At 49.0% G+C, this 14,894-nt stretch carries 11 protein-coding genes and 3 tRNA genes; 3 read left to right on the top strand and 11 right to left on the bottom strand.

Features of this window, described 5'->3' with window-relative positions; all coding sequences use genetic code 11:
- Nucleotides 1-74: 74 nt before the first annotated feature.
- Both ACFQ1C_RS08070 and pilM read right to left on the bottom strand, forming a co-directional pair.
- Entirely contained in the window at nucleotides 75-617 is a 543-nt protein-coding gene (locus ACFQ1C_RS08070) for a PilN domain-containing protein (protein ID WP_379558096.1), read from the bottom strand.
- On the bottom strand, nucleotides 605-1,600 hold the full coding sequence (pilM, locus tag ACFQ1C_RS08065; protein ID WP_379558095.1) for a type IV pilus biogenesis protein PilM: 996 nt from the start codon (nucleotides 1,598-1,600) through the stop codon (nucleotides 605-607). Before pilM ends, ACFQ1C_RS08070 begins: the two co-directional genes overlap by 13 nt.
- 160 nt (nucleotides 1,601-1,760) lie before the next feature.
- Between pilM and ACFQ1C_RS08060 the strand changes: the two genes are divergently transcribed.
- On the top strand, nucleotides 1,761-4,139 hold the full coding sequence (locus ACFQ1C_RS08060; RefSeq protein WP_379558094.1) for a penicillin-binding protein 1A: 2,379 nt from the start codon (nucleotides 1,761-1,763) through the stop codon (nucleotides 4,137-4,139).
- 83 nt (nucleotides 4,140-4,222) lie between these two features.
- Here ACFQ1C_RS08060 and oxyR read toward each other — a convergent pair whose 3' ends face one another.
- The 4 genes from oxyR to dusA form a co-directional block, all read right to left on the bottom strand.
- A complete protein-coding gene (gene oxyR / locus ACFQ1C_RS08055; protein WP_379558093.1) occupies nucleotides 4,223-5,110 on the bottom strand; it encodes a DNA-binding transcriptional regulator OxyR in 888 nt (295 codons plus the stop codon).
- 246 nt (nucleotides 5,111-5,356) lie between these two features.
- Nucleotides 5,357-6,820: a dihydrolipoyl dehydrogenase gene (locus tag ACFQ1C_RS08050; RefSeq protein WP_379558092.1), complete on the bottom strand. Its 1,464-nt coding sequence runs from the start codon at nucleotides 6,818-6,820 to the stop codon at nucleotides 5,357-5,359.
- A 630-nt stretch (nucleotides 6,821-7,450) separates the two neighbouring features.
- Complete coding sequence (locus tag ACFQ1C_RS08045; RefSeq protein WP_379558091.1) at nucleotides 7,451-8,179, bottom strand: glutathione peroxidase; 729 nt, start codon at nucleotides 8,177-8,179, stop codon at nucleotides 7,451-7,453.
- Nucleotides 8,180-8,559: 380 nt separating this feature from the next.
- The gene (gene dusA, locus ACFQ1C_RS08040) at nucleotides 8,560-9,603 is read right to left on the bottom strand and encodes a tRNA dihydrouridine(20/20a) synthase DusA (protein WP_379558090.1); all 1,044 of its coding nucleotides are present in this window, start codon (nucleotides 9,601-9,603) and stop codon (nucleotides 8,560-8,562) included.
- Nucleotides 9,604-9,799: 196 nt separating this feature from the next.
- Between dusA and zur the strand changes: the two genes are divergently transcribed.
- Complete coding sequence (gene zur, locus ACFQ1C_RS08035) at nucleotides 9,800-10,249, top strand: zinc uptake transcriptional repressor Zur (RefSeq protein WP_379558089.1); 450 nt, start codon at nucleotides 9,800-9,802, stop codon at nucleotides 10,247-10,249.
- A gap of 70 nt (nucleotides 10,250-10,319) precedes the next feature.
- Here the strand turns inward: zur and alr are convergent, their stop codons facing one another.
- On the bottom strand, nucleotides 10,320-11,408 hold the full coding sequence (gene alr, locus ACFQ1C_RS08030; protein ID WP_379558088.1) for an alanine racemase: 1,089 nt from the start codon (nucleotides 11,406-11,408) through the stop codon (nucleotides 10,320-10,322).
- A gap of 9 nt (nucleotides 11,409-11,417) precedes the next feature.
- Nucleotides 11,418-12,812, bottom strand: a complete 1,395-nt coding sequence (dnaB, locus tag ACFQ1C_RS08025) for a replicative DNA helicase (RefSeq protein ID WP_379558087.1) — start codon at nucleotides 12,810-12,812, stop codon at nucleotides 11,418-11,420.
- 250 nt (nucleotides 12,813-13,062) lie between these two features.
- Here dnaB and ACFQ1C_RS08020 point away from each other — a divergent pair, with 250 nt between their 5' ends.
- A complete protein-coding gene (locus ACFQ1C_RS08020) occupies nucleotides 13,063-13,911 on the top strand; it encodes a Tim44 domain-containing protein (protein WP_379558086.1) in 849 nt (282 codons plus the stop codon).
- A gap of 624 nt (nucleotides 13,912-14,535) precedes the next feature.
- On the opposite strand, the gene ACFQ1C_RS08015 is transcribed toward ACFQ1C_RS08020, so the two are convergent.
- From ACFQ1C_RS08015 to ACFQ1C_RS08005, 3 genes are all read right to left on the bottom strand, one after another.
- Nucleotides 14,536-14,612: transfer RNA gene (locus ACFQ1C_RS08015), tRNA-Arg, on the bottom strand.
- A 62-nt stretch (nucleotides 14,613-14,674) separates the two neighbouring features.
- Nucleotides 14,675-14,751, bottom strand: a tRNA-Arg gene (locus ACFQ1C_RS08010).
- 60 nt (nucleotides 14,752-14,811) lie between these two features.
- A tRNA-Arg gene (locus tag ACFQ1C_RS08005) sits at nucleotides 14,812-14,888 on the bottom strand.
- Nucleotides 14,889-14,894 lie beyond the last annotated feature (6 nt).

The raw sequence follows: 14,894 nt of genomic DNA, 5'->3' as shown, positions 1-14,894 counted from the left end.
TTAACCTCCTACAATCTAAAAACCAATCTAAAGCCTATTTTTGCCACGCACCCTCTATATTTGGAGTTCATCCCTCACGGTGCCTTGTGACTGAACTGTAATGAGAACTGGTTTGCCGATGACAAAGGAGCATTAGGCACAGCCACCACTTGCAGGCGCGGTTGAGTAAGCCAGCCAGCGCTTTCTATCTGCTGTACCATTTGCGCTAACTGGCTATAAGCAGTTGTTTTACCGTTGATCTCTAGCCCGTGTTCGGCCAGATAAATACGGTCTAAGTACACTGCTGTAGGTATCCACGTGGGCAGCTGATTAAATAATTGCACCGGGATATGCCGCTGGCTCTGAAACTGCTCAATGAAATTTCCCCTCGCCTGTAACTGTCGACGTTGTTGGCGTAACAGTTCGATGGTATGCAAGGTGTCATCTAACTGAAGGCTGGCTTGCTGTAATTGTAGATTTCGCTGCTGCTGAACGTGAGCTTGTTGCCTCACATAGCCATAAGCGCCAGCAATTGCCACTAGGGTAAATACACACACCCAGCTAACTTGTCGCATAAACTGCTTTTTTTGCTGTTTTTTTAGGTGCTGACGCCAAGGCAGCAAATTTATATTCGACATGGCGAACCACTGCGTAATGCCAGCCCCAGAGCAGTGCCAAAAGCTGACGCGTGGGAGTAGTCGCTTAAATCATGACCAAAGGTATGGTTAAAATCTGGCAACATGACGGAAAGTGATAAAGCCTGAGCTAACTGACGTGCTAAACGGGGGAGTTGTGGATAACCACCAAACAAAAAAAGCTGCGACGGAGGAGCCTGGCCAGAGTGACTGCAAAACAGCTGTATATTACGCTGAACGTGCTGCTCGATAAGTTCGGTGTTCTGCTCAACGTTATCACCCTCAGTCATCGCTAAGCTCGAAATACCTAGCGCCAACGGCTGTAAGCGTTGATGAATGACCTCGCCTTGCTCAATAACAATAAATGTCATGCTCTGCGCGCCAATATCCAGTACTGCTATTCGCTGCTCTAAGCGGCTGCCCCATAAAAATGACACCGCTCGAGCAAGAGCATGACTACCAATATCCACCACTTTCGTACGCCATCCCACTTGATGCAAGGCATGAACTCGAGCTTGAATATGATCGGTACGGGCCGCGCTTAATAGCACTTTATTACGATCTGGGTGCTGTTCGCTTTGCCCTAATATTTCATAATCTAGGCTAATTTCATCTAGCGGAAAGGCAATGTGTTGCGCGGCTTCTTGTTGCATGTGTAGCGCTAATATCTCCCCCGTAAAGACGGCGGGAACATGCACTACTTTAGTGGTTACACTACTGCCTGTAACAGCGGTGGCTACATTATTTGAGCACAAATTGAATGACGCTCGCAGCTCAGTCAGCGCTTCAACCAATTGCGGTATATTGTGCAGTTGATGGTCGATAATGGCCCCGTTCGGGGTGACAACACTGGCCATGCCTTCAAGGTGGTAGCCATGCCGCCGTCTGCTTAGCGCCAAGGCTTTAATGCGGTGGGAGCCAAAGTCGATGCCTATAAACGTATCGGCAGATAATCGTTTTTTGAATTGTGGCTTCAATCTCAACATAGGCATCCATGCAAGGTGATGAGTCATCTTTAAGCATAGAAGGGTTCACACTGATGGGGTGAGTTATTGGCATATAAAAACAAAGCACTCGAATAAATGCATAGACACAGGATATACTTGCACACTCATTAAGTGATAAATAATTCTAGGTTAATACTTCATGGTTAAATGGCTAGTTCGCCTGTTCTTATTCGGCTTGTTTATGGCGCTATGCGGCGTAGCCGCCATATTTGTGCTTTACCAGCAGGTGAAGCCTGAGTTACCTGATGTTTCTGAGCTAAAAGATATCCGCTTAGAAACCCCGATGCGGGTACTTAGCCAAGATGGTGAACTGATCTCACAATACGGTGTACAACGCCGTACTCCCATTGCAATCGAGCAGATGCCCTCCATGCTCATTGATGCTTTTTTAGCGACTGAAGATGCCCGATTTTACGAGCATCCAGGCATAGATCCCATTGGTATTAGTCGTGCTGCCATCGTGTGGTTTACCACGGGTGAAAAGCGCCAAGGTGCGAGTACTATTACGCAACAGCTGGCTAGAAACTTCTTCTTAAGCCGCGAAAAAACTATTATTCGTAAAGTAAAAGAAATCTTTATTGCCCTGCATATTGAATCCTTACTCAGTAAAGATGAGATCTTATCTCTCTATTTAAATAAGATTTCACTGGGGCATCGCTCTCATGGAGTGGGCGCGGCGGCACAGGTTTATTACGGTAAAGAAGTGAGTGAGCTTACGCTGGCAGAAGCCGCCATGATTGCTGGGCTCCCTCAGGGGCCTTCGGTGCTAAACCCGATCAGCAACCCTAAGCGTGCTGGCGAGCGCCGCGCCATTGTGCTGGGCCGCATGCTCGAAACCAACAAAATCAATCGCCAGCAATATAACGAGGCCATGGCCGCCCCTGTAGCTGCCCGCTATCACGGCGCTGAAATTACCTTACATGCGCCTTATCTTGCAGAAATGGCGCATCAATTTGCACTTACTATGTTTGGTGAAGAGGCGTACACCAGAGGATTAAACGTGTATACCACAGTGCAATCTGACGAGCAGCAAGCGGGAACGGCCGCGCTAGTTGATGGACTCTTGGGCTACGACCTTCGCCACGGGTACCGCGGTGCAACAGAGCAGCTGTGGCAAGATACACCTTGGGATAATGAGCAAATTGAGCAGTATTTAGCTCAGCAGCCGAGCTACTGGCCATTAGAGCCGGCCATCGTCACCCGTGTGGCCGAGCGTAGTGCCACCGTGATGGTAAAAGACGTAGGCGAAATATCCCTTGAGTGGGACGGTATAAAATGGGCGCGACGCTACATTGCAGACAACCGCCAAGGCCATGCCCTACGTAAAGCGACTGATGCATTAAATGCAGGTGAGCAAATTTGGGTTAGACCTCAGGGCGAACACTGGATGCTGGCTCAGCTACCTGAAATCAACGGCGCTTTGGTGGCGTTAGATCCTAGTAATGGCGCAGTAACCACCTTGGTTGGCGGTTTTAACTTTAATCTTAATAAGTTTAACCGCGCACAGCAGGCCGAACGGCAAATGGGGTCAAATATAAAACCATTTATTTATTCGGCAGCCCTCGATAACGGCTTTACCTTGGCCAGCATGGTGAATGACGCTCCCATTAACCACTGGGATGCGGGCAGCGGCAGCAGCTGGAAACCCCGCAATTCACCCAATGTGTACGATGGTCCGATACGGGTGCGTGAAGCCTTGGCGCGCTCTAAAAACGTGGTGTCCATTCGTTTGTTGCGCGAGGCAGGCATTCCTATCGCGATGCAACGGCTCAATGATTTAGGATTTGATACTGAGAATATTCCGGCCACCGACAGCTTGGCATTAGGCTCCCCTTCTGCTACGCCACTGCAAATGGCCACGGGTTATGCGACCTTTGCTAATGGCGGCAACAAGGTAACGCCTTTTGTAGTGCAGCGCATAGAAGACAGCACAGGCATGGTGTTATACGAAGCTAACCCCATGGTAACGCCGGTGATCAGTGAAGAAACCGCTTTTTTAGTGAGCCAAGCGCTCAATTCCGCTATTTGGGGTGGGTCTAGCAACGGCCGCCACTGGAATGGCACCGGCTGGCGAGCGGGTCGCGCCTTAAAAAGACACGATATTGCAGGTAAAACAGGCACCACTAACGACTCTCGTGATGCTTGGTTCTCTGGGTTTAATCCCAACAGAGTGGCTACTGCGTGGGTAGGCTTTGATGATTTTGGTCGACCACTGGGCCGCACCGCACATAACGCTAACTTAGGCGCTAGCCAAGTGGCTGGTGGCGAATTTGGTGGCAGCACCGCGTTGCCTATTTGGGCGGATTATATGCAAGTGGCACTGCAAGATTTTCCTGAGCAAAAATGGGTCGTACCTCAAAATCTAACCACCACCACCATTGATACCCAAAGCGGTCTACTTAGCCGCGGCAAAGGGGTGTCTGAATACTTTATAAAAGGCACCGAACCCAAGCGCTACAGCTCTCCCAGTGTCACTCAGCAATTTGGTGGCACCAGCGTAACAGATGATTTGTTTTAGAAAGCAGCGGCGAGCTTACCCGCTACGCGGGAATGTTGAGTTTTGAATGGTGAATGTTTAATTCAACATTCAAAATTAACCATTCAACATTGCGCGCAGCGTTTAATCAGCTTCGCTATTTCGTTAAAACAGGGGCGGCGTACTGAGTTAACGCGATGCAATAATGTAATAGTGCGGCTGGGCTGGGGGTCGATAACAGGAATATAGTTAACACTGGCATTGGCTTGTGGTGAGCCTATGGCAAGCTTGGGCATTAGGGTTAGGCCTGAACCCGCAGCGACCATGTTGCGCAGGGTTTCTAGGCTGGTGCCTTTAAAGTGCTTATCTTCACCAATACCAGCGGCAAAGCAAAAGCCCATGGCCTGATCGCGCAAGCAATGACCATCTTCTAACATCAGTAACTTTTCGCCTTTTAGCTCACTTAACGCTACCTGAGAACGCTGAGCCCACGCATGCTCACTGGGCAGTGCCAGAACCATGGGTTCGTTGTATAACGCTAATGAGCTGAAGCTGTCCATGTGATCTAACTGCGCCAAAATTAAACAGTCTAGCTCTCCATCTGCCAGTTGCTTAAGCAAGGTGTGAGTTTGCGCTTCATATAGATACAGCTGCAACTCGGGAAAGTGTCGTTTAAGTACGGGAATAATGTGTGGCAGTAGGTAGGGGCCAACGGTTGGGATCAGCCCTATGTGTAATTCGCCGGACATGGGATCGGTAAAGGTGCGGGCAATGTCTTTCAGCTCTTTGGTTTCAGCCAAAATGCGTTTTGCCTGTGCCGTAATGGCCTCTCCTGCAGGAGTAAACAACACCTTACGTGAGGTGCGCTCAATGAGTAGCACTCCTAGCTCTTCTTCTAACTTGCGTAACTGGCCACTTAAGGTGGGCTGACTCACAAAACATTTTTCGGCCGCTTTGCGAAAGTGTTGCTCTTGCGACAACGCCACCAAATATTCTAAATCCCGTAAATTCATGTTGTTCCTTAAAAAGCAGCGCCTAACGTAGTCGCTGCGCTACAATGTTGAATTTTTAATGGTGAATGCTTAATTAATACATTAAATATTGTATCAAACCCCTATAAGTCACGGCTTTGAGTACTGAAGTTATGCAGGTTTTGAATGTAGCTACGCGTCATATAACCAGCTAATGCAAGCTACAACAAAAGATGTGTCTGTCTTTTCAATTCAACATTAACCACTCAACATTACGCGTAGCGCTAATCAGTCCCCTACCCCGCATTCCATGCAGCGGTCTTCAATGGCCGAGCCTAGTTTTAGCTGGGCATTCAAGTCACGCAGTGCGGTTCTTAGGCCTTCTTCTACTACTGGGTGATAAAATGGCATAGTGAGCATTTGTGCTACCGTCATTTGGCTTTGATGGGCCCAGGCTAATAAATGAGCCAAATGTTCGGCTTCAGGAGCAATCATTTCAGCTCCTAAAAACCGCCCAGTTTTAGGCTCGCCATAAACGCGTAGTAACCCTTGATTACGGCGCATTACACGGCTACGGCCTTGATCTTCAAAGCTTACTTGACCAACGACAAAACAGGCACAGGATTCTGGATCTTGTTGAGATCGTTGCTGCAAGGCTTGGTAGCTTTCTCCCACCATAGCGATTTGCGGCGCGGTAAATACGATGGATAAGGTGCTGTGCCGAAAGCCTTGTTTTATATTGGGAAAGCGTGCGGCGTTATCTCCGGCAATGCGGCCCTGATCGTTCGCTTCGTGCAACAGTGGCAGTTGATTACTAGCATCACCCGCAAGAAAAATATGGCCGATGCTGGTTTGCATGGTCGCCGTATCGGTCACTGGCACACCTCGATCGTTTGTGTCTAGTCCGAGCTTATCTAGCTCCAGCTGGTCGACATTGGGACGGCGGCCGGTGGCGGCAATCACGTAATCTACCCGTATGCGCTCGGTTACTCCCTCCTCGCTTTCGAAATCAATTTCTACTTGGTTGCCACTGCGCTCCATGCGCTGTACGTTGGCATCGGTGTCTAGGAAGAATTCGTCACGAAACAACTGCTTGGCATAGTCCATTACCGCTGAGTCGGTAAAGGGTCCCAATTTCCCTCCCATGCCAAACATCCACACCTTAACGCCTAATCGGTGTAGCGCTTGCCCGAGCTCTAAGCCGATCACCCCTGGGCCAAATAGCGCCACAGATTTGGGTAAATCGTCCCAGCTAAATACGTCATCGTTGAGCACCAAACGGTCGCCCAGTTTTTGCCAGTCTTGGGGATAACTGGCGCGCGAGCCGGTGGCAATAACAATGCTGGTAGCGGTGACTTCGCTATGCTCGTCGACCAATAAAGTGTGTTCATCTTTAAAGCGCGCATAGCCGGTAATTCGGCTTGCCTCGGGTATGGTATCGATAGAATCTATGACCAGACTGACAAAACGATCGCGCTCGGCTTTAAGCCGTTTCATTACCGCTTTGCCGTCTATGGTCAGCCCAGCAGGATGCACACCAAAACCGGGCGCCTGCCGTACCTGATGCGCACTGTCGGCGGCGGCTATCAATAATTTAGACGGCATACAGCCCACTCGCGCACAGGTGGTACCCAGCGGACCAGATTCAATGATTACGACTTTTTTGCCTTGCTTGCTGGCCGTGCGCCACGCGGCCAGCCCCGCGGTGCCACTGCCAATAATAGCGACATCTGCCTTAATCTGATTACGCATAAAGACCCTCTCTCAACATAAACATAGCAGTCAGCTTTACACTATAAGCTACAGGTAGTTCAAATCATAAAAAGCGATTTTTGCCACGGTATACACGGAAAAAAAGCCAGTTCAAGGGCGACAAGTGAACAAAATATACGCTGTTATACCAATCTAAGTAAGTATATGATCTGTTTTGAAGTTGAGCACTAGAGGTACAAAGGTCAGCTTTAAGCGTTAATATTTATCCAAGTAAAAGCACAAAACAAATGGTAAATACCAACCCACCCCGAGCGTAGGGTCGCCTTATTTAGGCAAGGAGTATTCGACCTCTTTAGGCCGTGCTATGGTTTTTGGTCGATTGAAATCGACCCTACAGAAGACATAAAAATCTGATCAGTTAGTTTTCCTGATTGGTATTAATACCTTACACCCTAAGATCTTTGGCACCTTTCGGTGGTTTTCAACCCAGTTATCTTTATTTTTCCGTGCGTTCCGTGCTCTTCCGTGGCAAATAAATCTCTAGGGTCTTGAACTTAGTCTTTAGCTTCCAGCTTACCGCTGCCCGAAGGGCTTCGCTTACAAACAAAAACAGCGCGGGTTTGGTAACCCACGCTGTTTAACTTAGTCGTTTATGTACTTAGGTAATAATTACGCCAAGTATGCAGTTAGTTCTTCACTACCGCCAATATGTCGGCCGTCGATAAATATTTGTGGCACCGTGCTACGACCTGATACCGCTTTTAGGGTCGTGCTGTTGATGTCTCTACCCAGTACCACTTCTTGGAAGCTGACTTTTTTATCCTGTAATGCTTGCTTAGCTCGAACACAAAACGGGCAACCTGGCTTGCTGAATACGGTAACGGCCGAAGGCTTAAGCGCTTGTGGGTTGATGTAAGCCAGCATGGTGTCGGCGTCTGATACTTCAAACGGGTCACCGGGTTTGTTGGGTTCGATAAACATTTTTTCGATGATGCCGTCTTTTACCAGCATCGAATAGCGCCAAGAGCGCTTGCCAAAACCCAGATCTTGTTTGTCGACCAGCATGCCCATGCCGTCGGTAAATTCACCGTTACCATCGGGCAGCACATGAATATGATCGGCTTCTTGGTCGGCCAACCAAGCGTTCATTACAAAGGTGTCGTTTACGCTAAGGCAGACAATCTCATCTACGCCACTTTCGGCAAGTACCGGCGCTAATTCGTTATAACGAGGCAAATGAGTAGAAGAACAAGTAGGAGTAAATGCACCCGGCAGTGAGAATACCACCACGGTTTTATCTTTGAAGATGTCGTTAGTACTTACATCAACCCACTCTTCGCCTTGACGCGTTCTAAAGGTTACCTGAGGAACGGCCTGACCAGTTTTATCTTGTAACATAAAGTAACTCCTTTGAGTAAGACTTGTTGTGTACGACTCTGTTTCAATGGATTCAGTATGCCCTGACTCATCACATTAGTTAAATCGTCAGTTTCTATTAGATTAATAGGCAGAAACTATCAGTAACAAGCGCTAAGCACCAAGCTAAAGAACAATACCAAAGATTAAAAAATCCCGCTGATACCGGATGGCAACTAAAGCGCCAGGCTACAGAGCATTTAACAACGCCCCCTACTTTATTGGATGTATGCATCAGCCGTCTTACCGCGCCTGCTCGGTAACTTAACAACGAGACTCTGAGCGATCTCAAGAAGACGGCGGAAGAACACAGCGTCAACAAAAGACAGTGTCTGCTTTAAGCTTGGCGCTCGGCGCTGCCCTTAATCTATGTAACAAAACTCAGGGACCTTGGCCATGGCCGCTTCAACGACTTCTGGGCCGGCGCCTACCTTGTGGGCATTTTCACTTAAATGACGTCGCCAAGCTCGCGCGCCAGGTAGGCCTTGAAAAATACCCAGCGTATGGCGTGTCACATTCCCTAAATAGGTATTTTGGCTTAGTTGCTGCTCGATATAAGGCAACAGCTGGCGGATCACCTCATGGCGGCTAGGCATTTCATACTGATCGCCAAATAGCTCACCATCAACCTGAGCCAGAAGATACGGGTTTTGATACACCTCACGGCCCAGCATAACGCCATCCAGTTGAGCGAGATGTAACTTGGCGTCATCCATCGTCTTAATACCGCCATTTACGGCGATAGTGAGCTGTGGGTAATCGCGTTTAAGCTGATACACACGCTCATAATCCAGCGGTGGCACGTCACGATTTTGTTTCGGGCTAAGGCCTTTAAGCCAAGCCTTGCGCGCATGCACAATTAGCGCATCCACGCCAACAGCCACCAAACCATCGACCAAGGTGCACAAAAATTCATAGCTGTCTTGCTCATCGATACCAATGCGCGTTTTTACTGTAACCGGAATCGCCACCGCGGCTTTCATGGCAGCAATGCTATCTGCCACCCGCTGTGGTTCGGCCATTAAGCAGGCACCAAACATGCCGTTTTGTACCCTATCCGATGGGCAACCTACATTAAGGTTAATTTCACTGTAACCCCGCTGCTCGGCCTGTATGGCACAGGCCGCCAAGGCGCTAGGATCACTACCGCCCAACTGCAACACTAGCGGATGTTCTTGTTCACTAAAGCCAAGATAATCGCCTTTGCCGTGTAAAATAGCGCCCGTGGTCACCATTTCGGTATACAACTGGGCATGGCGGCTCATCAGTCGATGAAAGTAACGGCAATGACGGTCAGACCAATCGAGCATCGGTGCCACGCTAAAGCGTGCTGAGCTGAAGCCGGGCACACTAATGGCTTCATTCTGGATTTTACTGCTAGTTACGTCGGTTACGATTTCAGTCATTAACATTCTTCTCTGCTCTTTACGGCTATGGGCATTTTATCGGCTGCAGCTAGTGTATCAGGAGTTGTATCGCTTCGGAAAATCAACAGTAAGTGGATTTATTGAACATCAATGCACACACCCGAGCTTGTTTAGATGACGCTTAATATGGCTGTGTTAAGATGCGGGTTGAAACTAGAGAGGGTCATCGTTGTTTATGTCCATTCCACATCAGCTTGAGCGTGCCGATTTGTTGTGCAAGCAGCGCGGCGTGCGTTTTACTCCTACTCGTCGTAATGTGTTTACGCTGATATCTGGCTACCAAGGCGCAGTAAGTGCATACGATTTACTAGATAAGCTAAAAGAGTTGGAGCCGAATGCCAAGCCGCCCACGGTTTATCGGGCTTTGGATTTTTTGTTAGCGCAGGGCTTTGTGCACAAGGTGGAGTCGTTAAATGCTTTTTTGTTTTGCGAGCATTTTGACGAGCACCACCCCATGCAGCTATTAATTTGTAATCAGTGCGGCTTAGTCGTCGAGTTGCATGATGAAGCGATTAATCAGGCTTTTGAGCAGCAGGCAAAGCTAAATGGCTTTGTAATAACTAATCAGTCGATTGAAGCACATGGACAATGTCGACAGTGCCAAACTACGGAACGGCAATGCTGAATTGCTTAATGTTGAATGAACAGCAAATACAGCTTAATTCAGCATTTAAAATTCAACATTGCACGCAGCGTTAGTCAACATACTCCAGGCGTGGCCGGGCGGTTAGTCGAGTAACCAGCTCATAGGCAATAGTGCCTACGTGGCGTGCTACTTCTTCTGCCGCCAAGCCATCGCCCCACAAGATCACTTCATCACCGACCTGCTCATTACCTTCTGGCCCTAAGTCTACGGTGGTCATGTCCATAGCCACCCTTCCTGCCAACGGAACACGGCGACCATTCACCAGTACCGGCGTGCCCTCTGGGGCCATACGCGGGTAGCCATCGCCATAGCCCACGGCAATCACACCAATGCGCGTGTCTCTTGGGCTAACCCAGCTCCCCGCATACCCCACCGGCTCACCGGCTTTGTGCTCACGCACGGCAATTAAGCTACTAGTAAAGTTCATGGCAGGACGCAAACCAAAGTCGGTGCCTTGCTTATCGCCAAACGGCGTAATGCCATAGAGCATAATACCTGGGCGAATAAAATCGCCGTGCGCCTCAGGAAAAGCAATCACGCCGGCTGAGTTGCACAGCGCGGTATGCTTCACTTTACCTGCGGTGGCTTGTTGAAAACACGTAATAGCCGCTTCAGTAACACTGCGCTGCTCAGGCTCGTCGGCGCGGGCAAAGTGAGTCATGGCGTTCACCGGTTGCACCACTTGTTTAATGGCGCTTATACGAGTGAATACCGAGTCCGCTTGCTCTGGGCTGAAGCCAATGCGATGCATTCCTGAGTCTATTTTTACCCAAATAGTCACCGGTGCAGCCAGTGGCGTTTTCTCAAGTACATCTAGCTGAGCAAACTCGTGGATGCAAACATGGAAGTTATTAAGTGCAGCAAACTCCAGCTGAGCCGCATTTAAAAATCCCGACAGCAGCAAAATCGGCTGGCGAATGCCGCCGGCACGCAGCTTTTGTGCTTCTTCAAAGCGCGCTACGGCAAACATATCCGCGGTGTCTTTTAGTGCTGACGCCATCGTCAGATCACCATGACCATAAGCATTGGCTTTTACTACCGCGATGGCCTTAGCCGAGGGCGCCAACTGTTTGGCTTGCTGCAAGTTATGCTGTACTGCGGCCAGACTGATGCGAGCAATTGCCCCGTGTGCATCCATCTCAACTCCTTAATATTCATCATCAAATGCGGGCCCAGCGTAGTTATCGAAGCGAGAAAACTGCCCCTGAAACGTCAGCCGTACCCGGCCTATAGGTCCATTTCGTTGCTTACCGATGATGATTTCGGCGATGCCTTTTTCGGTGCTGTCATCGTGATAGACCTCGTCTCGATAGATAAACATAATCAAGTCGGCATCTTGCTCAATAGAGCCTGATTCACGCAGATCCGAGTTAATCGGGCGCTTATCGGCCCGCTGCTCTAGGCTTCGGTTAAGCTGAGACAGCGCCACTACCGGTACGCCAAGCTCTTTAGCCAAAGACTTGAGCGAGCGAGAGATCTCGGCAATTTCTAACGTTCGGTTATCCGTCAAACCCGGCACCGTCATCAATTGTAAATAATCAATCATGATCATGCTGATGCCACCGTGCTCTCGCGCAATACGTCGAGCGCGCGTACGAACTTCGGTGGGTGTCAGGCCCGATGAGTCATCGATATACAACTGACCTTTTTCTAGCAACATGCCCATGGTAGAAGACAATCGAGCCCAATCTTCATCATCTAACTGCCCTGTTCGGATCTTGGTTTGGTCGACCCGTCCCAGAGAAGCAAGCATCCGCATAATAATCTGCTCAGACGGCATTTCCAAGGAGAATATTAGTGCAGGTTTGTCGCTTGTCAGTGCAGCATGCTCACAAAGGTTCATTGCAAAAGTCGTTTTACCCATAGAAGGTCGAGCTGCCACTATAATCAAGTCTGAAGGCTGGAAGCCCGCAGTCATTTTATCCAAATCTTTGTAACCTGAAGAAACTCCGGTGATACCATTGTGAGGATTTTTATATAGCTCTTCGATGCGATCGACGGTCTTTTCCAGCAACACTCGCAACGGTTGTGGCCCTTCGTTGGCATTGGTACGGCTTTCGGCAATTTTAAAAACCTTGGTTTCGGCCAGGTCTATCAAATCACCGGCATTACGCCCTTGAGGGTCAAACCCAGATTCGGCAATATCGTTGGCCACCGAGATCATTTCTCGCACCAAAGCACGCTCACGCACGATATCAGCATAGGCACCTATGTTGGCGGCACTTGGCGTGTTTTTGGCAATTTCGACTAAATATGAAAATCCACCTACCGTGTCTAAGGCCTCGTGGCGTTCTAATTCTTCTTGCACCGTAATCAGGTCGATGGGGTTATTAAGCTGCCCTAATCGTTGCATGGCCTGAAAAATAAGCCGATGAGGACGACTATAAAAATCGGGCTCCGACACTTTTTCTGCCACTCGGTCCCAGGCATTGTTATCCAGCAGCAAGCCCCCTAGCACAGATTGTTCCGCTTCAAAGGAATGAGGTGGCATTTTCAGCTGGGCTACAGCCTGATCAACCTTAGTCACGGTTTTTTCGTTCATTGGGGCTCTCTCTGATTTAGCAAACGACGATTGCCTGAGTGTACTTAGGGCTGAGTGTTTGAGGCTTCTTAAAGACACATTGTACATGTGATGCTACCGGCTTGGCATCTTGATCTAGAATCTCTGATTGAGGGACAGATCCCCCCGAGAAGCGCTTGTCATCACAGTACTGTCTACTACTTAAACGTTTTGTTGACATAAAATGGCCCTGCTTTAGGATGTGCTGAATTTGTTCTCCAAGGAAGCTAACATGCGCAAACTTCTTACCCTGTTTACCCTTATTTTTGCGATTGGCATTACCGCCACTGCATTTGATGCAGAGGCCCGAAAAATGGGCGGCGGGCGCTCTTTCGGCAAATCTTATAAAACGGCACCTGCGCAACCAGCTAAACAACAAAACACCGCCAATCAATCAGGCCAAACACCGAAAAAATCCGGTGGCATGATGGGTGGCCTATTAGGCGGTTTGTTAGCCGGCGGCTTACTTGCCGCCTTGTTCAGCTCTGGTGCTTTTGAAGGTTTTCAGATGATGGACTTTGTATTGATTGCTGGCCTAGCCTTTATTGCTTTCAAGATCTTCAGCGCCTTGCGTAAAGGCAAAGCTCCAGCATCGAGAACGGCATACAGTGGCCCCCAGCACTTTGAGGCCCCTCAACAACCTATTACTCCTTCGGCCTCTACTACTGCAGCCAGTGGCTTTGTAGCCAGCGAGGTACCGTTTAATCTACCTCCTGATTTTGACATGCAGGCATTTCTGCAAGGTTCACGCGAGCATTATCGCACTCTGCAAGCCGCGTGGAACACCAACGATTTAGAAAAAATTCGCGAATATGTCACGCCTGAACTATTTGCCGATTTAAGCCAAGAGCGCGCCACGTTAACTGGCGATCAGCATACCGAGGTGATGTTTGTTGATGCCGAGCTGGTGCGTGCCGACCATACTTCTTATCACGCTCAGGTAAGTTTGAAGTTCAGCGGCCGCTACCGCGATAGTCATGAAGCAGTTGAACAAGACATTCACGAAGTGTGGCACTTAGAGCGCGACTTAACCAAAGACAATGCACCTTGGTTAATCGTAGGGCTGGAAGACAACGCTTAAGGCTTTATTAAATAAATAAGCGATACACAGGCGCCTGAGGGCGCCTTTTTTGTGCGCGAAGCTTAAGGGCAATGTTGAATGGTTAATGGTTAATGAAGTTCAAAACCAGTGCCACGGCTAACATACTCACGAAGGTAGTAGCTGCTTTAGCTAATACCAATCACATTAAGTATTTGGTCAGGTACGCCAGAGGTAACACAGCCGCCTCCCATGACGCGCTACGAGTACATCCATTGTAAGCTCGGACATCCCTGGCATGTCACGGTCGCGGGAGGCCATCTCTGTTACCTCACTTCAAACGCCGAGCTGCCTACTAACCCCACCCTCAGGCAGCTCCGTGGCATAGGGGCGGATAAAGGGTTCTACTCCATCGACCATCACATAACAGGGATGTCATGTGTTTGAGCGTTACAGGGAGGCACTTGCAGCGTGTCGGTGGAGTAGACTCTTTGTTCGGCTTTTATACAAACAAAAATAGATCAGTTAGTTTTCCAGATTGGTATTACAGGCTTTCTTCCGTGTATTGCGTGGCAAAAAGGTTTGGGTTTGGCTAGGCACGCGGTGCTGTGGAGATATAGGGAAGGGAGAAATGCAAAAAGCCTGCACGAGGCAGGCTTTTTAATATGGCGCATCCTGGAGGATTCGAACCTCCGACCGCTCGGTTCGTAGCCGAGTACTCTATCCAGCTGAGCTAAGGATGCTTTTCTTTAAACTGTGTTGCTTCATTACTATAGACGTTTACGATTAACATCTTTTTACAAAATGGCGCATCCTGGAGGATTCGAACCTCCGACCGCTCGGTTCGTAGCCGAGTACTCTATCCAGCTGAGCTAAGGATGCTTTTCTTAAACTGTGTTGCTTTACTACTATCAGCGACCTTCAACTACGTCGCTTACAAAATGGCGCATCCTGGAGGATTCGAACCTCCGACCGCTCGGTTCGTAGCCGAGTACTCTATCCAGCTGAGCTAAGGATGCTTAATA

It is taken from the genome of Oceanisphaera ostreae (assembly GCF_042676125.1).
GTDB lineage: Bacteria > Pseudomonadota > Gammaproteobacteria > Enterobacterales > Aeromonadaceae > Oceanimonas > Oceanimonas ostreae.
Note: the sequence above shows the minus strand (reverse complement) of the source record. Positions and strands in the feature narration are given on the sequence as shown.